The sequence below is a fragment of the Shewanella sp. 1311 genome, assembly GCF_059338235.1.
Genome location: NZ_CM181686.1, coordinates 1,408,629 through 1,426,096 on the forward strand (window position 1 = coordinate 1,408,629; position 17,468 = coordinate 1,426,096).

General features: G+C 46.5%; 29 protein-coding genes and 1 pseudogene. 23 read left to right on the forward strand and 7 right to left on the reverse strand.

Annotated features, from left to right (window positions below):
• Positions 1-100: 100 nt before the first annotated feature.
• Genes AC5YB3_RS06420 through AC5YB3_RS06435 form a run of 4 tightly spaced genes read right to left on the reverse strand, consistent with a single transcriptional unit; the run spans position 101 to position 1,470 of the window.
• A complete protein-coding gene (locus AC5YB3_RS06420; RefSeq protein ID WP_494526780.1) occupies positions 101-427 on the reverse strand; it encodes a hypothetical protein in 327 nt (108 codons plus the stop codon).
• Complete coding sequence (locus AC5YB3_RS06425) at positions 424-621, reverse strand: hypothetical protein (protein ID WP_263265886.1); 198 nt, start codon at positions 619-621, stop codon at positions 424-426. The genes AC5YB3_RS06420 and AC5YB3_RS06425 overlap by 4 nt, the downstream gene beginning before the upstream one ends.
• Positions 621-1,241, reverse strand: coding sequence for a toxin YdaT family protein (locus AC5YB3_RS06430; RefSeq protein WP_494526781.1), 621 nt, complete (start codon positions 1,239-1,241; stop codon positions 621-623). Before AC5YB3_RS06430 ends, AC5YB3_RS06425 begins: the two co-directional genes overlap by 1 nt.
• A 34-nt stretch (positions 1,242-1,275) precedes the next feature.
• Entirely contained in the window at positions 1,276-1,470 is a 195-nt protein-coding gene (locus AC5YB3_RS06435; RefSeq protein ID WP_494526782.1) for a Cro/CI family transcriptional regulator, read from the reverse strand.
• Between the two features lie 105 nt (positions 1,471-1,575).
• Between AC5YB3_RS06435 and AC5YB3_RS06440 the strand changes: the two genes are divergently transcribed.
• Complete coding sequence (locus tag AC5YB3_RS06440) at positions 1,576-2,265, forward strand: S24 family peptidase (RefSeq protein ID WP_494526783.1); 690 nt, start codon at positions 1,576-1,578, stop codon at positions 2,263-2,265.
• A 10-nt stretch (positions 2,266-2,275) separates the two neighbouring features.
• On the opposite strand, the gene AC5YB3_RS06445 is transcribed toward AC5YB3_RS06440, so the two are convergent.
• Positions 2,276-2,596: a hypothetical protein gene (locus AC5YB3_RS06445; protein ID WP_494526784.1), complete on the reverse strand. Its 321-nt coding sequence runs from the start codon at positions 2,594-2,596 to the stop codon at positions 2,276-2,278.
• Between the two features lie 66 nt (positions 2,597-2,662).
• A complete protein-coding gene (locus AC5YB3_RS06450) occupies positions 2,663-3,553 on the reverse strand; it encodes a BRCT domain-containing protein (protein ID WP_494526785.1) in 891 nt (296 codons plus the stop codon).
• Between the two features lie 186 nt (positions 3,554-3,739).
• On the opposite strand from AC5YB3_RS06450, the gene AC5YB3_RS06455 reads away from it, so the two are divergent.
• From AC5YB3_RS06455 to AC5YB3_RS06535, 17 genes and pseudogenes are all read left to right on the forward strand, one after another.
• Positions 3,740-4,081, forward strand: a complete 342-nt coding sequence (locus tag AC5YB3_RS06455) for a hypothetical protein (RefSeq protein ID WP_494526786.1) — start codon at positions 3,740-3,742, stop codon at positions 4,079-4,081.
• A complete protein-coding gene (locus AC5YB3_RS06460) occupies positions 4,082-4,252 on the forward strand; it encodes a hypothetical protein (protein WP_259544839.1) in 171 nt (56 codons plus the stop codon).
• 1 nt (position 4,253) lies between these two features.
• Positions 4,254-4,511: a pyocin activator PrtN family protein gene (locus AC5YB3_RS06465; RefSeq protein ID WP_259213832.1), complete on the forward strand. Its 258-nt coding sequence runs from the start codon at positions 4,254-4,256 to the stop codon at positions 4,509-4,511.
• A gap of 27 nt (positions 4,512-4,538) precedes the next feature.
• On the forward strand, positions 4,539-4,886 hold the full coding sequence (locus tag AC5YB3_RS06470; protein ID WP_494526787.1) for a hypothetical protein: 348 nt from the start codon (positions 4,539-4,541) through the stop codon (positions 4,884-4,886).
• A 42-nt stretch (positions 4,887-4,928) separates the two neighbouring features.
• The gene (locus AC5YB3_RS06475; RefSeq protein WP_494526788.1) at positions 4,929-5,453 is read left to right on the forward strand and encodes a Mu-Gp12 family protein; all 525 of its coding nucleotides are present in this window, start codon (positions 4,929-4,931) and stop codon (positions 5,451-5,453) included.
• On the forward strand, positions 5,450-6,034 hold the full coding sequence (locus tag AC5YB3_RS06480; RefSeq protein WP_494526789.1) for an ead/Ea22-like family protein: 585 nt from the start codon (positions 5,450-5,452) through the stop codon (positions 6,032-6,034). The genes AC5YB3_RS06475 and AC5YB3_RS06480 overlap by 4 nt, the downstream gene beginning before the upstream one ends.
• A complete protein-coding gene (locus AC5YB3_RS06485; protein ID WP_494526790.1) occupies positions 6,031-6,735 on the forward strand; it encodes a hypothetical protein in 705 nt (234 codons plus the stop codon). The genes AC5YB3_RS06480 and AC5YB3_RS06485 overlap by 4 nt, the downstream gene beginning before the upstream one ends.
• Positions 6,732-6,971, forward strand: a pseudogene (locus AC5YB3_RS06490) (hypothetical protein); the annotation flags it as partial. The gene AC5YB3_RS06485 and the pseudogene AC5YB3_RS06490, both read left to right, overlap by 4 nt.
• A 143-nt stretch (positions 6,972-7,114) precedes the next feature.
• The gene (locus tag AC5YB3_RS06495) at positions 7,115-8,086 is read left to right on the forward strand and encodes a phage N-6-adenine-methyltransferase (RefSeq protein ID WP_494526791.1); all 972 of its coding nucleotides are present in this window, start codon (positions 7,115-7,117) and stop codon (positions 8,084-8,086) included.
• Positions 8,083-8,580 (forward strand): hypothetical protein, encoded by a 498-nt coding sequence (locus tag AC5YB3_RS06500; RefSeq protein WP_494526792.1) that lies wholly within the window; start codon positions 8,083-8,085, stop codon positions 8,578-8,580. Before AC5YB3_RS06495 ends, AC5YB3_RS06500 begins: the two co-directional genes overlap by 4 nt.
• On the forward strand, positions 8,577-10,334 hold the full coding sequence (locus AC5YB3_RS06505; RefSeq protein ID WP_494526793.1) for a DNA cytosine methyltransferase: 1,758 nt from the start codon (positions 8,577-8,579) through the stop codon (positions 10,332-10,334). The genes AC5YB3_RS06500 and AC5YB3_RS06505 overlap by 4 nt, the downstream gene beginning before the upstream one ends.
• An 8-nt stretch (positions 10,335-10,342) precedes the next feature.
• The gene (locus AC5YB3_RS06510) at positions 10,343-10,675 is read left to right on the forward strand and encodes a hypothetical protein (protein ID WP_115334963.1); all 333 of its coding nucleotides are present in this window, start codon (positions 10,343-10,345) and stop codon (positions 10,673-10,675) included.
• The gene (locus AC5YB3_RS06515; protein ID WP_012587972.1) at positions 10,672-10,797 is read left to right on the forward strand and encodes a hypothetical protein; all 126 of its coding nucleotides are present in this window, start codon (positions 10,672-10,674) and stop codon (positions 10,795-10,797) included. The genes AC5YB3_RS06510 and AC5YB3_RS06515 overlap by 4 nt, the downstream gene beginning before the upstream one ends.
• Entirely contained in the window at positions 10,797-11,618 is an 822-nt protein-coding gene (locus AC5YB3_RS06520; protein ID WP_494526794.1) for a hypothetical protein, read from the forward strand. The genes AC5YB3_RS06515 and AC5YB3_RS06520 overlap by 1 nt, the downstream gene beginning before the upstream one ends.
• A 2-nt stretch (positions 11,619-11,620) precedes the next feature.
• On the forward strand, positions 11,621-11,794 hold the full coding sequence (locus AC5YB3_RS06525; protein WP_494526795.1) for a hypothetical protein: 174 nt from the start codon (positions 11,621-11,623) through the stop codon (positions 11,792-11,794).
• Complete coding sequence (locus AC5YB3_RS06530) at positions 11,791-11,970, forward strand: hypothetical protein (RefSeq protein WP_494526796.1); 180 nt, start codon at positions 11,791-11,793, stop codon at positions 11,968-11,970. Before AC5YB3_RS06525 ends, AC5YB3_RS06530 begins: the two co-directional genes overlap by 4 nt.
• Positions 11,967-12,218, forward strand: a complete 252-nt coding sequence (locus AC5YB3_RS06535; RefSeq protein ID WP_263169155.1) for a SigE family RNA polymerase sigma factor — start codon at positions 11,967-11,969, stop codon at positions 12,216-12,218. Before AC5YB3_RS06530 ends, AC5YB3_RS06535 begins: the two co-directional genes overlap by 4 nt.
• Positions 12,219-12,250: 32 nt before the next feature.
• Here the strand turns inward: AC5YB3_RS06535 and AC5YB3_RS06540 are convergent, their stop codons facing one another.
• The gene (locus tag AC5YB3_RS06540; protein ID WP_494526797.1) at positions 12,251-12,739 is read right to left on the reverse strand and encodes a hypothetical protein; all 489 of its coding nucleotides are present in this window, start codon (positions 12,737-12,739) and stop codon (positions 12,251-12,253) included.
• A gap of 194 nt (positions 12,740-12,933) precedes the next feature.
• Between AC5YB3_RS06540 and AC5YB3_RS06545 the strand changes: the two genes are divergently transcribed.
• The 5 genes from AC5YB3_RS06545 to corC all read left to right on the forward strand — a co-directional run bounded on the left by AC5YB3_RS06545 (position 12,934) and on the right by corC (position 17,467).
• Positions 12,934-13,341, forward strand: coding sequence for a hypothetical protein (locus AC5YB3_RS06545; protein WP_413489277.1), 408 nt, complete (start codon positions 12,934-12,936; stop codon positions 13,339-13,341).
• Between the two features lie 85 nt (positions 13,342-13,426).
• Entirely contained in the window at positions 13,427-14,851 is a 1,425-nt protein-coding gene (gene miaB, locus AC5YB3_RS06550; protein ID WP_006082739.1) for a tRNA (N6-isopentenyl adenosine(37)-C2)-methylthiotransferase MiaB, read from the forward strand.
• Positions 14,852-15,053: 202 nt separating this feature from the next.
• Positions 15,054-16,100, forward strand: a complete 1,047-nt coding sequence (locus AC5YB3_RS06555) for a PhoH family protein (protein ID WP_006082740.1) — start codon at positions 15,054-15,056, stop codon at positions 16,098-16,100.
• Entirely contained in the window at positions 16,090-16,551 is a 462-nt protein-coding gene (gene ybeY / locus AC5YB3_RS06560; protein ID WP_012197522.1) for an rRNA maturation RNase YbeY, read from the forward strand. Before AC5YB3_RS06555 ends, ybeY begins: the two co-directional genes overlap by 11 nt.
• A 40-nt stretch (positions 16,552-16,591) precedes the next feature.
• Positions 16,592-17,467 (forward strand): CNNM family magnesium/cobalt transport protein CorC, encoded by an 876-nt coding sequence (corC, locus tag AC5YB3_RS06565; protein WP_006082742.1) that lies wholly within the window; start codon positions 16,592-16,594, stop codon positions 17,465-17,467.
• The last annotated feature ends 1 nt before the right edge of the window (position 17,468 follow it).

The window sequence follows — 17,468 nt, forward strand, 5'->3', positions numbered from 1 at the left end:
AAACGCGCACGTAATTGACTAAAAACCCATGTATACGTAACATGATCATGCCTCTCTGGTATTAAGCCCGCATCCGGTCGCCAAACTTTAGCGGGCTTTCTTAAACTTCAACCTTCGAACTATCAAACCGATAACCCGCAGCGAACATACGCGCAGCAACACCCTCAGCACTCGTAGTCGGTGCCGAACGAATCACATTAGCCATCAATGCAATCTCTTGATTACGCTCAATGCGTTCAAACTCAGCATCTTCTTCAGGTGTATGAGGAATATCAGCGCACTTATCAGTTAACTGATTTAACGCATTCCAATTAGGAAACTTTGGTTTAGCACCCACATCAGGAATAGCGGCTTTATCACTCGCGCACTTATCAGTTAACCGATTTGATTTAACCTCTACGGAAATAACAGGATCAAAGGCTTTCATCGTTTAGCTCTCCGCTGTTCACGTTCAAAATCATCACGGCAATCGGCATCACAAAACACCACGCCATCAACCGGAGCCTCACACCAATGGCACATGCCAGTAACGGCTCTAGGCGCAGGCAAATCACGCTTAGCCAATGCAATATTCAAATGCAAATCGGCCAACTTGTTTGCATCATCAACGTTATCCGACATCAGCCCACCTGCTCGTTTTTGCGTAACTCTACTTTTGGCGCCAAAAATGGATAAGCCAACTCAAGTGCCGCCATGCTCATCTGAGTTGTCGCCGCCGACTCTTTTAACTCACGGTGCGCCACCACTAACTGCTCACGGCTTGGCTCAGTCCCTAAATGAATCACTGCCACTTGTGCCTCGCTGTTTTCCTTAGTCAAAATAGCAGCCATATCAACCACTTTAAGCACATGACCATCACGCATAGAGTCAGCAATCACAGTCACACCAGTACAACCAAACACATCATTCAAATACTGCACCCGTAAATGTTCAGGTAATGCCGCCACTAACGCCTGTTCAACATGAAACAAGCGCTCAGCTTGTGGATGTTGCCCTTCGTACTGCCCCAACCAACGGAACAGCTTTTGCGCATTAACCCGGGCATCGTTGTGCACATCATCAGTGTGAGCAAAGCTAATGCCCTCAGTGGCTAACACCTCATTCAAGCCAAGTCTTTCAACCGCAGCCACAAAATCCATCGCCAACGCAAACCGATTCATTTTCGGCAGTTCTAACACGCGGTGAATAGACTTCATTAATAGATTCAAACGACTAACATTAATACGTGAATTGGTTTTCATGCTAAATACCCTCTCTCTGCTAATGTAAAATAAGTTAAGCGGCCTGCTCTGGATTGGCTAACTGCAACGCAGTCGCCTTAAGCTGACCATCCGTTAAACGCTCAATTTGAAAAGCGCGAAGCTCAGGAACGTCATCACCCCATTGGCTAATAGCTGACTTAGATACGTTCAACGCTTTCGCCAGTTTTAACTTGTTACCAAAGTGCGAAATTGCATCTTTCGTTTTCATCAATTAACTCCGACAAGTGACTTTAGTTGAGGTTAAGAAAACTCAACCATTTTGTCAACAAAAGAAAAGGTAACTTAACCAACGTTAAGTTAAGATAGCTTTACTATGATGAATGAACGCATGAAACAAAGACGCAAAGAGCTAGGTTTAACTCAGCCTGCTGTTGCGAAAGCAATTGGCTTAACTAAAGCCACGGTTTCACTTTGGGAATCAGGATCAACTTCCCCTAAAGGTGAGAATTTGCACGCCTTAGCTAAGGTGCTTAATTGCACGCCTGAATATCTTCTTTATGGGGAAACAGCAAAAAAACCTGAGTCAAATGCTGAATGGGCGGGTGGCTTTGAAACGTGGGACAGTGATAGCCCATTAGGTGATGATGAAGTGGAGATACCCTTTTACATGGAGGTAGAACTTGCCGCAGGTGCAGGAATAGCAGAAGCACGTGAATACTTTGGCCCCAAGCTACGCTTTGCCAAATCTACCCTAAAACGCCAAGGCGTTAATGCCAGCCATGCCGCCTGCGTAAAAGTGGCAGGTAACAGCATGGAACCGGTATTGCCCCACGGTTCGACCGTAGGCGTTGACACATCACACACTGAAATTACCGACGGCAAAATGTACGCCATTAACCACGACGGCATGTTGCGCGTAAAAATGCTTTATAAGTTACCAGGTGGCGGCTTGCGCCTACGTAGCTACAACACAGAAGAATGGCCAGACGAACATCTGGACACTGAAAAGTTAAAACACATCAAGATCATCGGTAAAGTGTTTTGGTACTCGGTATTGATTTAGATAGATAATTTTATTTATGATGCCACCATATTCTAAATCTATTTATCACATACCAAACCAAACCAACTAGCATGAACATACCAGGCCATGCACTAGGTTCATAATTCGGATCGCTTACTCTAGAAATGCTCATTGTAAAACCAATAATAAATAATGATATAGCTATTATCTGTTGTAGCTTAAACTTTTTGCTAGTTTCCTGAATCGTTTGTATGTTAACCCCAGCAGCCAAAGTTTCATTAACAGATAAAATCGGTGCCCCGCATTTTGGACATGATGCCGCTTTATTGGAAACATCATGTGAACACTCACCACATTTGATTAAAGCCATAGAAACCTCCTTATTTAATAATGACAATTAACTTTAAAATTATCGTGAAATTTTAATACTTTTTATTCAAATATCAGCCACCGCATCATGAAAGTCATGCTCATGCACTATAAGCAAAGTAACACCTTCTTTTCGCAGTTTAACTGCATCCTCAACTTTACGCCCATAGCAAGCATAAGCCCAACAAGGGTTGCCTTCAGCCCCAATAACAAGATAATTAACTTTCTTTGATACATGCTTTGCAGACCTACCACCTAGTTGTTCAATAAGGGTATTGAACCCTAATCTGGTGTATTTATTTGACGCACCAGTAAAACAAAAAGTTGAACCTTCAAAAGTAATATCAGGGCAAGCGGCACAAATGCCGACTAAGGTTTTCTGTTCTTCACTTAGCGGATTGGTGATAGTGTTTTCATCAAATGAGAGAATAAACTCAGAGAAAAAATTCATCAGCATTTGATGCTCTTGTGCATCAATTTTATGATCCGCCATGACTGATGTAATCAAACTATCTACTTCATCATATGGCCAACACGCACGAAGATGATCATGTTCACCAATCCATTCAGCTAAGCCCATTAGTTCTTCTTCACTGATAATGCCGTCAGCAACTATCCCACCCATAATTGCATGCAGCCTTTGCAAGTCGGCAGTGATGATGTTGAAATATTTTACTGAGGTGAGATTCTCACAAACCCATTTCACATCTTGCCTTTCATCTACAGATAGGCATCCGTCACTTATCACCGTTTCTATGATGGGAATCAACTCATTAAATGGGTGCCTTGCTTGTACATCTTTGTATTCAGCAAGCCATAAGTTAAGAAAATCAATTTCGGATTGATTAACCCTGCCATCAATGGCAACGCCTTCAAAAAGCCCAAGCAAAGAATTAATCGACTTATCCATCCTAGAACGGGTGGTTTTCATGTAGTAAGGCAAATGATCTGAATGCATTTATTTATAACTCCATTAGCAATTAAAACTCCTTAGTTCAATACCTTAATTTATATCACCCCTTGCTTTAAAAATCATCAAATCAAAAATAATCAAAAATAAGTCAAGTTTTTTAAACTTTGCCACTTGACCATTTAGTCAAGTTATCTTAACTTTATACCTGTACCCACTACCGAGGACAAGGAAATGATTCTAGCGAAAGTTCACACCACACCTAAGCAACGCGATGAGTTTCGTCTACTGGTTGCGATACGTTTTGCCTGCTTGATGGCACTGGCCAAGGGCCACACCGACCCCATGGATTGCCCACGGGTGCAAGCGCGCTGCGCAGAGCTCACTAAGCACTTTGCTTACAACCACCCTAGCCCAGCCTTTCACAGCCAGTTCATCGGCAACGCTGGCGAACTCGGCCCCAGCTTTTGCTTGCGCTTCACCGAACCAAAGCAAGGCCTATACGGCTCAGTGATGGTTTGGAGCAATGAAACTGCCCCAACCAACGTGCACCAACTCAGTTTGAGCAGAGCTTAAATGAACGCGGCCATGGAACATTGCGACAAGCAAATCGCTGAATGTGAACAGTTGCGCAGCATCTATCCACAAGAAACCGCCGTCTTAAATCGACTGATCAACGGCTGGCAGCGCACCAAACAACAACTGCAAGTGCGAGCCCCAAAGCAAGCAACACAGCGGAGCAAATAGCATGAACACAGCATTTTTACTCATGGCCCAGTTCAACAAAGTCATCGTGCCACTGGATCAAATCAGTAAGGAATACTTTGCCCTTGAGCCACGCACCGCCCAGAACTACGCCAAAGCAGGCCGTTTGCCCGTCCCTGCATTTCGTGGCGGCGAAGGTAACAAAGCCCCTTGGCTAGTCAACGTCAACGACCTTGCCGCCTACCTCGACAAGCAACGCGACGCAGCAGCAAAAGACCAAGTAAACAACCGCGCAGCGTAAGCAGCGAACAAAAAGAGGGAGTTAACCATGTTCTTCGTATACGGCGTGTCCATGACCATAGCTAAAAAAGAAGCGGCTAAAAAGTGCAGCCTATACGAAGGCGTACAGCCGAAGCGTCGCGAACTCAGACCCGCGGAATACCAAGCCAAGCTAGATGAAATGGCAAAGGCCAAGTTTGAAACCATGAAGCCACAAAAGCTGTCGCATTCGCTCTCAACGCCTTCGCTCTGCAAAGAGTACATCGAACTGGCTAAGCGATCAGGTGACTGCCGCGACCTTCACGTTCGTTACCGCAAACCCACGGGCAAGGTTAACCCCAAGACCAAAAAAGAGATTGTCAGTTGGGTGGTCTACAACGGCGAAATCGCCGCGTAACGCAACCCTGACGTGCAGTAAAAAAGAGCAGAGAGAATCGATATGAGTTACTACAAAATTACCAATGCAAACGCAGTGCAAGCATTCAAAGCCTTTGATGCAGCTAAAGCAAACTTGATTGAGCAAGCGACTAAATTAGCCGACCACTTCGGTGGCAAACCTATTTTTAGCAATCGCGTTGAAAGTATTTCGTGTGCTGGCATTAACTTTCACAACTTCAACCAGCTTGAAAACAATCATTTATGGTTCAAGCCTAAAGCGGCCAATTGCTTTGCTTCATCACCAAAATGCGGCAAACCGAAAGCCGCAGATCGTGAAGCGTTAGAAGCTATCACAGCTAAATACAATGCCATGATGCCAGTAGAAGTTTCACGCATACCTCTTCTAGCGGCGATTAGTACAAATTGGGGTGATTGCTTATTCTCCCCACTTTCGCTGTTCCTGCACGATGACGTTATTTATCTCAATACCCGCCTTAGCCTTATCGATGCAACCGAGATGTTGGGCAGTGACTATTACGCCGTAAAAAGCGCTTATGACGCCGCAAAAGTTGAGGTGAAAGCATGATCCAGCTAATCGAAGTCCCCGCATTCCTGCTTGAAATGTCACAGCAATTGCACCAGCAGCCAAGCCGCTGTACCGCCGAACCAATGTGGCAAGTAAGGTTTAAAAAAGACCTAATCACTGAAGAAGGTTACAACGACCATCACTGGGAGATTGTCGATACTGAGGATGGCGACATCCTTTATCACTCGCTGGTTTGTGACAAGACGGCGCTGGCTGATTGGTTGGCCGATAATGACCACGAATGGTGCAAAACGTGGTTATTAGATAACGACATAATCGAAATTTATCATGATGTAGTTAAATCATTCGACGAGGTATTCACTCAAGCATTTATCGAAGATTTCGATGTTGAAGATAACTATGACGAATTGCCTGAACAGCTTAAAAAGTTTCACCTGCAAGAAACTGAAGAAGTCGTAAAAACCTGCCTGACAGAAGCCGATGCACTGGCCTTTATTGCGCGCAAGCAACACGACTATCCAAAGCTTTACACCTACGTCGAATCAATGGTGTTTTGCCCTCAAATGATTGAGCTACGCAACTGGATCATGTCACTGACTAAACCAGAGGTGGCAGCATGAGCCAATTATTCTACCTGCGCGACTCGCGCTCTAACGTTGGCAGTACTTGCATGTTTTGGGCAGACCGAGGCGGCTACACCAGTAACCTCGATCTTGCTGAAGTTTTTACGCTTGAAGAAGCTCAGCGCCTCTTCAAAATCCGTCACACTGACGTCCCGCTTTGCAAAGAGCTTGTGGATGAATTGGCAACCGTGCGCGTTGATCATCAGTACCTAGTCGATGATGGAACAAAGACTGGCTGTGATGAGTACGTTATTTGTATTAATGGCGAATGGGATGGCAACGATGTTTATTGGCTATCTCAATTTGGCTTTAGAGATATTAACTACAACACAGCGACAATATTTAGTTATCAAGATGCACTAGATATTCAGTCGCTTGGAGTTGGCATTAAAACCACTATCTACGCCAAGCCGGATATCGATGCCATCGCGCGCCGCACTTTTCAAGCCGCCAACATCAATGAGCGCAGCATGATCACCGCTGCTGGTATTCGCAAACCTAAGCGCCCACGCACTCGCCAAACCACAGGTAAAACTCGCGGTAACTGCCCACATTGCGGCTGTATCACTTGGGGGTTTAATCCTTACAAAAACTATAGCTGCGCTGAGCAATACAGCAAACGCAATGGCCTTAGCTTTGTTGTGTCGGATACCTGCGAAGAATTGAAAGCGAACAAGGCAAGGAGAAAAGCAGCATGAACCACTTACTCCCTGGCTTTGAATCAAAGCAGCGCGTTGAGTTACTGCTGTCGCTTACACGCATTAGTTCACCCGAGGTAATTACCGCGTTAACGCTGCATTACACCAGCGCCCTACCCGCCGAACGCGCGGCCGCTCGCCACGGTATTGAACTGTCGAACTTTATGCGCGGGCAAAAGAAGTTAGAGCAAATCGCGGCCACAGTCGAGGCAATCAAGGCCATAGACTGGGAAAAGCATCTTGCCAAGTTAGCCTCGGCCAATGTGCGGATCGTTGAACTAGAGCAGTTGGTCAGCATGGCAGCAAGCTATATGAATGGGAATGAATTACTTGAACAGCACCTTAGGGCTGCAATCACAGATTCAAAGGAGCAAGTTGCATGAGCGTCAACAGCCAATACGCCAGCGCCCTGCGCGAACTCAAAACCAAACAAGCCCACTTGCTTGAAGAAGTCGGTGATCAATGGCGCACACCCGAAGATTTGTTTTGGGGGATTAATGCTGTCTTTGGCCCATTCGACATGGACCTATTTACAGACGGAGATAACGCCCACTGTGCGCGCTACTACACCGCTGAAGATAACGCGCTCACCCAAGATTGGACGGCAGACCTAAACGGCGGCAAAGGCTTTGCCAACCCACCTTACTCTCGCCCATGCAAAGACGAAGATGGCAACGACATGACGGGCATGATCACCATCATGAACAAAGCCAAAGCTGAGCGCGACCAAGGGGCAAAACTGGCGTTCTTAATCCGTGGCGTGCCGTCCGAAACATGGTGGCCAGAGCAAGCAGATCACATCTGTTTCATCAAAGGTCGTGTGGGTTTCAAACTACCTGATTGGTTTATACCAGCCAATGACAAACAAAAAGCCAGCAGTGCCGGCTTCGCTGGTGCCATTGTCATTTTTGATAAAGAGTGGCGCGGCGGTCCTATCAGCTACATTCACCGCGACAGCCTCCGCGCTCAAGGTAAAAAGCTGCTCGATATGATTGAAGCAGCCGCCGAGAAAAAAGCCGCAACCTATATCACTGGCACCATTGAAACTCGCCCAGATACTGCCGAACAAGGCGAGCTGATCATTGCGCCTCAAGTCAGTGCGCAGATTGATATCGAGGAACAGATAGCGAAGGTGATAGCTGATCCAGCTAATAGCGTATGGCCGATTGAAGTGATCACTTTAGTTGAGCAAGCATTCAGCGCAAACCCTAACACTAAAACTGAGTTGCGCCAGCAAATGCTATGCGAGCGAGTAAACCAGCGCTTACTCAATAACGTCCTTAAACACGACATTATCGCCGAGCTTAACAGCATGCTCACTCGTTGCGAGCTCGTGGAGGATGCAGCATGAAATCAACTACTCAATTCAAGCTGAATCCTGTTAATGCTCTGGCGCTTAAGCATGCAGGTGAAATGTCAGTAAAAGACATTTGCACTCAGTACGGCATAAGTGAAAAACAGATAAGAGCAGCAGCCAGATACAGGGGCATATCACTGGCATTTGATAAACCCGTAGCGACTAAAAAGCCATGGACAGATCAAGAAATCAGGCAGCTACATGTTTTATCAGTCACGCATACATCAGCAGCAATAGCGCAGAGACTCGGCAGAACGGAGCACTCAGTTAAGGGGAAAGCCTACTCACTTGGCATCCACTTTATGAAAGTTGGCGAGCATAGCCCATTAGCTAAGCACTCAAATCACGATATTGAACTGTGTCGCCAGCTGCATGAAGAAGGTTTACGTCCGTTCCAAATCGCCGAAAAGATGGAAATTGAAATAAGCCATCTATGCCGAGTTTTAAAGTTTGAAGCACGCTACCGCGAAATAGGAGTGATGGCATGAGAGGCTTAATCATAGATAACTTTGCTGGCGGTGGCGGTGCTTCCACTGGCATGGGCTGGGCAATCGGTCGCAGCGTTGATATCGCTATCAATCACGACCCTGACGCCATTGCGATGCACTCAGTTAATCACCCTGACACCCTGCACTATTGCGAGTCGGTATTTGATATCGACCCAGTACAAGCGACGGCAGGTAAGCCGGTTGCACTGGCATGGTTCTCGCCTGACTGCAAACACTTCAGCAAAGCCAAAGGTAGCAAGCCAGTCAATAAAGAGATTCGCGGCTTAGCGTGGGTAACGGTTCGCTGGGCGATGAAGGTACGCCCTCGCGTGATGATGCTTGAGAATGTCGAGGAATTTAAAACGTGGGGGCCGTTAATTCAATGCCAGGTTACGGATGCAATGCACCCCTGTCCTGAGCGCAAAGGCGAAACCTTTAACGCCTTTGTCAGCATGTTAAGCACTGGCATAGATGCAGATCACCCCGCACTAGCTGAATGTGTTGAAACCTTAGGCTTGCTCGATACCGCTAAATTGATTAAAGGGCTGGGTTATAAGGTCGAGTGGCGCGAGTTACGGGCCTGTGACTATGGCGCCCCAACTATCCGTAAACGCTTATTCATGATCGCCCGTTGTGATGGTCAGCCAATCGTTTGGCCTGAGCCAACCCACGGCGCACCGGATAGCGAAGCGGTTAAATCGGGCAAGCTGCTACCGTGGCGCACAGCCGCCGAATGCATAGACTGGTCACTGCCCTGCAAATCAATCTTTGGCCGTAAAAAGCCACTGGCTGAAAACACCATGCGCCGTATTGCTAAAGGTATTCAGCGTTTTGTGATTGATGCAAAAGAGCCGTTTATTGTCACTTGCAATCACGGCGGTGATGGGTTTCGCGGTCAAGGTTTAGATAAGCCATTCAACACCATTACGGCTGCACATGAAGCGCATGGGATTGTGGTACCAACACTAGCGCCATTCATTACTGAGCACGCTAACGCCAGCAATCAACGCAATATGGCAGTCAACGAGCCATTGCGTACCATCTGTGCCCAAGTCAAAGGCGGTCACTTTGCTGTGGTGCAACCTGTGATCGAGAAAGTTAACGAAACCATCCCAACCTTCACAGAATGGTTTGCCAAAACGAAGAATTTTGGTGGTAGCTATGAGGAATACGTAAAGCTTTACGGAGATGATGAATTACTTGAGCCACGCACCGCCGCCAATATCTGCAAGCATTACGGCGGCAATTACACGGGACCAGGTGATGACCTAAACAACCCTTTGCCAACAGTGACAACGGTTGATCACAATGCGCTGATCACCAGCCACATGATTAAATTACGTGGCACTAACCTCGGCTTTGCAATGGACGAACCCGCACACACGATCACCGCAGGCGGCTTACACCTCGGCGAAGTGCGCGCGTTCTTCATCAAATACTACGGCAACGAACAAGACGGCGTGGCATGTAACGAACCACTGCACACCATCACCACCAATGACCGCTTTGGCCTAGTGATGATCAAGGGTGAACCCTATCAAATAATTGATATCGGCATGCGCATGCTCGAACCCCATGAGCTATTCGCCTGCCAAGGTTTCACCCCTGACTACATCATCAACAACTACAACGGCAAATCGACCAAAAAGCAGCAAGTCGCCCGTGTGGGCAACAGCGTACCGCCGCAATTTGCCGAAGCACTCACCCGCGCAAATCTCCCCGAGCTTTGCACTCAAACCGCCGAAGCGGCATAGGAGTCAGCATGAAATTCAATACAGAAACAGTTGGTCGTGATGGGTATGGTGATTATCAGCACTCACAACTTCCAAATTTTGACGGTGCCGAATGCATTTCTAAGGATGTCATTGAGCAGTGGCAAGCTGAAATGGATTTTCAGTTAGTTATTAACCGCATGGATACCGAAGTCACCGAAGATCATCCGGCATGGATTCATTACTTTGAAGATGGTGATGCTGGTTTTGGTGAGTGGAATCCAGAAGCGCCTAGTGCAGATGCCATTCTTTTATCAATTCACGATACCGAAGATGGCCCAGTTGCTTGGTGGGCTGTAGAACGCACCAAGGAAGCAGCATGAAGCAATCTAAAGCAATCCGCGAAGCGCTTAAGCGTTGGTACGCAATGCCACGCGAACAAGCTGGCAGCTGCCAACAGTTTTTAAAACGACTCGCCGAGGAATTGGCAAAGGAAGGTAAGTGATGACAACTAAACGCAGAGTGTTTTTAGACGGCAACGGTTCAAGACAAATCAATGTTGAAGGTCTTGGTGCTTACGTTCCTGCTACCGATCTACTCGATGTTAAACAAAAACTGGGTACCGAGATTCAGCAATTGAAAGACCAAGTAAACGCGATGAAAGTTGATCTTGGCATTGCAGTTAAAACAGCCGCCACGCTTAAGACCGTGACAGCCGATCGCGATCAGTTGGCGGCACAGGCAGAAGAACTTAAAGCTATGCACGTCGATGCACTCGGTGATGGCTGGTATGACGGGTATTTAGCTTGCAAAAAGGATGTAAGCAACGAGCGCTTTGATATTGATACTGTCAATGATAGTGATGTTCTTGAATGGTCTGAACACCATGAGTCAGAACACCGCTATTCAAAATCAATTGCTGATATCCGCGCCGAGGCAGTAATGAACTTTGCAGAAGTACCACGCGGAGCTTATTTAAGCGGCTTCGTCACTGCTGAGCTAACCGTCTATGACGTTTATCAGTCGGCACGTAACCACGTTAAAGCTAACTATGGCTATGACACACAGCCATGGGATGACGATGACGCAACGGCAGTGAGAACTGAATTGCAGCCAATATCCACCGCGCCTAAATCAGACATGATTATGCTTGATGCCGGATTAGGATTTTTAACAGCAGGACACTGGAACGAAACAGAACAATGCTGGGTTTACGCGGCAATTAACTGCAATGACGGCGAAGGTCACGATATGTACTTTGAAAATGAGTACGAAAAAAATCCAGTTGGGTGGCTTCCCATTTCTAGAATAGATAAGGGTGATTAGTGATGGCTCTGACTCTAGGCGATACGTACCAATTTAAAGGCAGTCGTGAACAGATTATTTATGTTGGTGACTACGGCAGCTGGCATCAATTTGAGCTTAAAGGCGAAGTTGGAGTTATTTGGTGCGAGCTGTTAGATAGTGATTTGCATTTAATTGAAAAGGCAGGTGCAGCATGAAGATGAATGACAGACTTAACCTAGCTATCGCAGAGAACGCCGAGCTTAAAGCCAGAATTACCGAGCTTGAGCAACAAGTGGCAACCCTTAGCAAGCGTCCTGAGTTTGATCTATCAACTGTTCAAGGCCGTGAGCAAGCAGTGATTGCTCGATTAGATAGGATGGGGATGAAATGAACATATCTGAACTGTACTTATCAGGCATGAGCATTGAAGAAGTTTCAGCAGAAACTGGAATATCTATGTGGATAGTCCGTAGTACATTGCGGAAACAAGGTATTAGCAGACCGCGTAAGTTAGCGATCAGCATGTCAAAACGTAAAGAGACGCGCAATGATGGCTATCTCGACAAGTTAGAAAAGAAAGAGTCAGCGCTCTATATAAAAGCAAACCAGTTGTTTAAACCGCTTTCTAGGTCGCATTAAAACCAAATGAACAAAAGGGCCAAACGGCCCTTTTATTTTATCTCATTTTTAAGCTGCTCAATTTGTCTATCGATAGATGACACTTGCGTGTCAGCCTCTTGAGCTGCGGCCACTTGTTCCTGAGCTAAGCTTTGCTGCCACGTTGCACCGGCTAAGTTGTTATTCGCGTACTGTCTACTTTCGCGGAGGTTACGCAACCGCTGATCACGAGCAGCAATCACCCGCTTACGATCACCCTCAAGCCGAGTGATTTCACGAGTAATACGTTGCTTCTCGAGATAGGTACTGATTTCTTTTTTCTTATCAGAAATTGGAACAACTGACGCCGAGCTTGATTGAGTATAAGTATCCCCACTTTTAATGAAGCTACCTACCCCACTTAAATCAACAGGCTTGCTTGTTTCATCACAGGGATCGGCTTGATACTTTCCATCAGCACATTTATAGACTTCAGCATTAGCCGAAAAAGTAGGACAGACCGTTAACATCACCGCGAGTATTATTAAAGTTTTTCTATCCATAGATCACCTCAATATTGATAAATAAACAATACCACCAAAAGGGAACCATAAGAATTAAAATTTACCACAGGGAACCTATAGGGAACCACGAAAAACAATATAAATTAAAATACAATAACTTAAAAAAATACAACACCTAAGCCGTATTGGACGAGTTAACAAGTGAATCCACCGTATAGATTAGCGAGGATGTCATGAAAACACTGACTCTTTTACCCATAGCCAGTCGCTTATTAATTTGCAGCGCACTTACACAAGGCACAGCATTTACATTGGGCACTGCACTCATATTAGGCATTGCACCGCTAGGCCAAGCCATCGCGGCTAGCTCAGCAACTAACTCTGCCGCGAGCCCAAACATTGAAACCATCACAGTGACCTATCGCGACCCACTCGATTATGCCTTATATCAACATACCACGGAAATGTTGAGCGCATTTCGACTCGAAATTCGTGAAGACATCGGCATTCAAGCACGTAATAGCTTGATGGAAATGGCCAAAGCTCAGCATGTTAACCGTCTTAACCTCGCCAAAGTACAAGCCAGTAATAAAAACCTAGCATTTGTATGGGTATCACCCTCGGCAAAAGCCAACAGGTAAAAGTGAGGACAAAGCTGGTCAGCAGCCATAACAGCAGGTAAAATGTCGCGCTATTTTTATTGGTCATCTTAGGGCGACACAACTGATGAGTAAGAAACTCCATATCAAGACTTGGGGCTGTCAAATGAATGAGTATGACTCATCCAAGATGGCTGATCTGTTAGGCGAATACCAAGGTTATACCTTGACGGAAGAAGCGTCTGAGGCAGACATTCTCCTGCTGAACACTTGTTCAATCCGTGAAAAAGCGCAGGAAAAAGTGTTCCATCAGCTAGGACGCTGGAAGACGCTTAAAGATAAAAATCCCAATTTGATTATTGGCGTGGGCGGCTGCGTTGCTTCACAAGAAGGCAAAGCGATTAAAGACAGAGCCCAATGTGTCGACATTATTTTTGGCCCACAAACGTTGCACCGTCTGCCCGAGATGATCGAGCAAGTGCGCCGTGGTGACAAAGCGGTTATCGATATCAGCTTCCCTGAAATCGAAAAATTTGACCGTCTGCCAGAGCCCCGTGCCGAAGGTCCAACCGCGTTTGTATCTATCATGGAAGGTTGCAGCAAGTACTGCTCGTTCTGTGTGGTACCTTATACTCGCGGTGAAGAAGTCAGCCGTCCATCGGACGACATCATCCTTGAAATCGCCCAATTGGCGGAGCAAGGTGTGCGCGAAGTGAACCTGCTAGGTCAAAACGTGAATGCCTATCGCGGCGCAACTCACGATGGCGCTATCTGTACTTTTGCGGAATTACTGCGCTTCGTGGCAGCCATCGACGGTATTGACCGTATCCGCTTCACGACCAGTCACCCGATTGAATTTACACAAGATATTATCGACGTTTACGAAGATACCCCAGAGCTAGTGAGCTTCTTACACTTGCCAGTGCAATCGGGTTCTGACCGTATTCTCACGGCGATGAAGCGCGGCCACATGGCGATTGAATATAAGTCAATTATCCGCCGCCTGCGTAAAGCCCGTGAAGGCATTCAAATCAGCTCAGACTTTATCATTGGCTTCCCAGGCGAAACCAAAGAAGACTTTGCCGATACTATGAAATTAATTGAAGACATAGGTTTCGACCACAGCTTTAGCTTTATCTATAGCGCACGTCCGGGCACGCCAGCGGCGGATTTACCCGATAACGTCGATATGGAAGAGAAAAAGCAACGTCTCGCGATTCTGCAAGACCGCATCACCCAGCAAGCCATGCGCTACAGCCGCCACATGATGGGCACAGTGCAACGTATTCTGGTTGAAGGTCCATCGGTGAAAAACCCAATGGAACTGCGTGGCCGTACTGAGAACAACCGAGTGGTGAACTTCGAAGGTCAGCCAAAACACATTGGTACTTTCGTAGATGTCGAAATCGTCGACGTATACACTAACTCACTGCGCGGTGTCTTTATCCGCGGCGAAGATGAAATGGATCTACGTCGTAGCCTGCGTCCGGCTGAAATTCTGGCCAAGCGCAAACAAGATGATGAACTGGGTGTGACTCAATTTAAGCCATAAGCTTTAAATCGGCTTAAACAGTACCTATATAGAAAAGGGCGACTTAGTCGCCCTTTTTGCTTTCACGCACTTTTGTTTAAGTCTACCGAGGCAATTGCTATTTTCCGTTAGCAATTATCGGCTATGGCTCGTAAACTGAACTTATCTTGCAACGGTTTAGCGTCATAAACCTTGCTTTCTTATTCGCTATTGGGAGTGCTATTTGTCCAGTAAATTAACTACAATGAATCTGTATCTCGAACCCGCAGAAACACGCCGTTTGGCTTCACTGTGCGGTCCATTCGATGACAATATCAAGCAGATAGAACGTCGCGTTGGCGTTGAAATCGTCCGCAAGAACAATCATTTCCAGATCACCGGACTGCCACGCAATTGTTTAAGCGCCAACAACTTACTCAAAGAACTCTATATCGAGACCCAAACGGTCAAAGGCAGCACGCCCGATCTTGAGCCTGAACAAGTCCATATCGCCATTCAAGAAGCCATCGCCCTAGAGCAAGAAGACGCGAGCGACGACAGCAGCATTAATATCAAAACTCGCCGCGGCGTTATTAAGCCACGCAATCCAAACCAAAGCTTATATGTGGCCAATATTGTTCGCCACGACATTACCTTTGGTATCGGCCCTGCGGGAACCGGCAAAACCTACCTTGCGGTAGCAGCGGCAGTAGATGCGTTAGAACGCCAAGAAGTACGCCGAATTTTGCTGACTCGCCCAGCGGTAGAAGCGGGTGAAAAACTTGGTTTCTTACCCGGTGATTTGAGTCAAAAGGTCGATCCTTATTTACGTCCACTTTATGACGCACTATTCGAAATGCTCGGCTTTGAAAAAGTGGAACGCTTAATTGAGAAAAACGTCATCGAAGTGGCACCGCTTGCCTATATGCGCGGTCGTACCTTGAACGATGCCTTTATTATTCTCGATGAAAGCCAAAACACCACAATCGAGCAAATGAAGATGTTCCTCACCCGTATCGGCTTTAATTCCCGTGCGGTGATCACAGGCGACATCACCCAAACCGACTTGCCTAAACATCAAAAGTCCGGCCTACGCCACGCGATTGAAGTGTTAAGCCAAGTAGAAGAAATCAGCTTTAACTTTTTCGTCTCCCAAGACGTCGTGCGCCATCCTGTGGTTGCTCGCATCGTCGAAGCCTATGAGGCTTTTGATTTAAAAGAGCAAACCTTAAAGGCCAAGAAAGAAAGCCAATACCAGAAACAACAGGAAGCCGCAGCACATGAGTCTTGATTTAGCCTTAGATATTCAACATGCCACCACCTGCGACTGGTTGCCAACGGACGAGCAATTCGCCCTTTGGGTCACGAACGCGATTGGCAATAGCATGAATGAAGCTGAATTAACTATACGTATAGTCGACAGCCGCGAGAGTCAGATGCTCAATAGCACCTACCGCGGCAAAGACAAACCGACCAATGTGTTGTCATTTCCCTTTGAGGCACCGCCAGAAATTGAACTTCCTTTACTAGGAGATCTTGTCATTTGCGCGGCAGTCGTTGAAAATGAAGCCCGTGAGCAACAAAAAACCTTAGAAGCGCACTGGGCACACATGGTTGTACATGGTTGCTTGCATCTGCTAGGGTATGATCACATCGAAGATGAAGAAGCTGAAGAGATGGAGTCGTTAGAGACCCAACTCATTGAAGGCTTAGGCTTTACTGACCCATATAAGGAACAATAGTTAGCTAAGATAATCCCTATCAAAAGCTAATGAGAAAACTATGAGTGACGATATCCCCCCGAGTACGAACGCCCACAAGAAAGGTTGGTTTGATAGAGTAAGTCAGCTATTTCAGGGCGAACCTCAAAATCGCGAAGATTTAGTCGATGTGATTGATGGTGCAGAACAGCGCGATCTGATCACTCAAGACACCCGCGAGATGATAAAAGGTGTATTAGACGTTTCTGATATGCGTGTTCGGGATATCATGATCCCAAGAGCTCAAATTGTCGCCCTACAGATAGACAACTCGGTCGAAGAATTACTCGCCACTGTGATCGGTTCAGGTCACTCGCGCTTCCCCGTCGTTAACGAAGATAAAGACCATATCGAAGGCATTTTGCTTGCTAAAGATTTGATCCCTTACGGTTTCTCCAACAGTGATGAGCCCTTCTCACTGGACCGCGTGATCCGTCCTGCTGTGGTTGTACCCGAAAGCAAACGCGTTGATGTATTGCTAAAAGAATTTCGCTCACAGCGCTACCATATGGCGATTGTGGTCGATGAATACGGCGGTGTGTCAGGTCTGGTGACTATCGAAGATATTTTGGAAGAAATTGTCGGTGAGATTGAAGACGAATTCGACCACGATAGCACGGAAGAAACCGAGATCCGCAAAGTCGGCAACACGGTTTATATGGTTAAGGCCTTGACGCCAATCGAAGATTTCAACGAAGAATTCAATACTGAATTCAGCGATGAAGAGTTTGATACTGTCGGTGGCTTAGTCTCACACGCCTTTGGCCATCTGCCAGAACGCAACGAGAGCATCATCATTGAAGGCATCGAATTTAAAGTGATCAATGCTGACACAAGGCGTTTAATCCAACTCAGAGTTAAACTCCCCGATCCTAATACTGGCGAAGACGTAGAATAAT

Coding starts and splice junctions, on each gene's coding strand:
- AC5YB3_RS06485 (WP_494526790.1), top strand. CDS start 6,031: ATGAGCCAATTATTCTACCTGCGCGACTCGCGCTCTAACGTTGGCAGT.
- AC5YB3_RS06425 (WP_263265886.1), bottom strand. CDS start 621: ATGTCGGATAACGTTGATGATGCAAACAAGTTGGCCGATTTGCATTTG.
- AC5YB3_RS06480 (WP_494526789.1), top strand. CDS start 5,450: ATGATCCAGCTAATCGAAGTCCCCGCATTCCTGCTTGAAATGTCACAG.
- miaB (WP_006082739.1), top strand. CDS start 13,427: ATGAGTAAGAAACTCCATATCAAGACTTGGGGCTGTCAAATGAATGAG.
- AC5YB3_RS06515 (WP_012587972.1), top strand. CDS start 10,672: ATGAAGCAATCTAAAGCAATCCGCGAAGCGCTTAAGCGTTGGTACGCA.
- AC5YB3_RS06455 (WP_494526786.1), top strand. CDS start 3,740: ATGATTCTAGCGAAAGTTCACACCACACCTAAGCAACGCGATGAGTTT.
- AC5YB3_RS06475 (WP_494526788.1), top strand. CDS start 4,929: ATGAGTTACTACAAAATTACCAATGCAAACGCAGTGCAAGCATTCAAA.
- AC5YB3_RS06450 (WP_494526785.1), bottom strand. CDS start 3,553: ATGCATTCAGATCATTTGCCTTACTACATGAAAACCACCCGTTCTAGG.
- AC5YB3_RS06465 (WP_259213832.1), top strand. CDS start 4,254: ATGAACACAGCATTTTTACTCATGGCCCAGTTCAACAAAGTCATCGTG.
- ybeY (WP_012197522.1), top strand. CDS start 16,090: ATGAGTCTTGATTTAGCCTTAGATATTCAACATGCCACCACCTGCGAC.
- AC5YB3_RS06500 (WP_494526792.1), top strand. CDS start 8,083: ATGAAATCAACTACTCAATTCAAGCTGAATCCTGTTAATGCTCTGGCG.
- AC5YB3_RS06435 (WP_494526782.1), bottom strand. CDS start 1,470: ATGAAAACGAAAGATGCAATTTCGCACTTTGGTAACAAGTTAAAACTG.
- AC5YB3_RS06445 (WP_494526784.1), bottom strand. CDS start 2,596: ATGGCTTTAATCAAATGTGGTGAGTGTTCACATGATGTTTCCAATAAA.
- AC5YB3_RS06510 (WP_115334963.1), top strand. CDS start 10,343: ATGAAATTCAATACAGAAACAGTTGGTCGTGATGGGTATGGTGATTAT.
- AC5YB3_RS06525 (WP_494526795.1), top strand. CDS start 11,621: ATGGCTCTGACTCTAGGCGATACGTACCAATTTAAAGGCAGTCGTGAA.
- corC (WP_006082742.1), top strand. CDS start 16,592: ATGAGTGACGATATCCCCCCGAGTACGAACGCCCACAAGAAAGGTTGG.
- AC5YB3_RS06545 (WP_413489277.1), top strand. CDS start 12,934: ATGAAAACACTGACTCTTTTACCCATAGCCAGTCGCTTATTAATTTGC.
- AC5YB3_RS06420 (WP_494526780.1), bottom strand. CDS start 427: ATGAAAGCCTTTGATCCTGTTATTTCCGTAGAGGTTAAATCAAATCGG.
- AC5YB3_RS06505 (WP_494526793.1), top strand. CDS start 8,577: ATGAGAGGCTTAATCATAGATAACTTTGCTGGCGGTGGCGGTGCTTCC.
- AC5YB3_RS06520 (WP_494526794.1), top strand. CDS start 10,797: ATGACAACTAAACGCAGAGTGTTTTTAGACGGCAACGGTTCAAGACAA.
- AC5YB3_RS06495 (WP_494526791.1), top strand. CDS start 7,115: ATGAGCGTCAACAGCCAATACGCCAGCGCCCTGCGCGAACTCAAAACC.
- AC5YB3_RS06440 (WP_494526783.1), top strand. CDS start 1,576: ATGATGAATGAACGCATGAAACAAAGACGCAAAGAGCTAGGTTTAACT.
- AC5YB3_RS06530 (WP_494526796.1), top strand. CDS start 11,791: ATGAAGATGAATGACAGACTTAACCTAGCTATCGCAGAGAACGCCGAG.
- AC5YB3_RS06470 (WP_494526787.1), top strand. CDS start 4,539: ATGTTCTTCGTATACGGCGTGTCCATGACCATAGCTAAAAAAGAAGCG.
- AC5YB3_RS06540 (WP_494526797.1), bottom strand. CDS start 12,739: ATGGATAGAAAAACTTTAATAATACTCGCGGTGATGTTAACGGTCTGT.
- AC5YB3_RS06535 (WP_263169155.1), top strand. CDS start 11,967: ATGAACATATCTGAACTGTACTTATCAGGCATGAGCATTGAAGAAGTT.
- AC5YB3_RS06430 (WP_494526781.1), bottom strand. CDS start 1,241: ATGAAAACCAATTCACGTATTAATGTTAGTCGTTTGAATCTATTAATG.
- AC5YB3_RS06460 (WP_259544839.1), top strand. CDS start 4,082: ATGAACGCGGCCATGGAACATTGCGACAAGCAAATCGCTGAATGTGAA.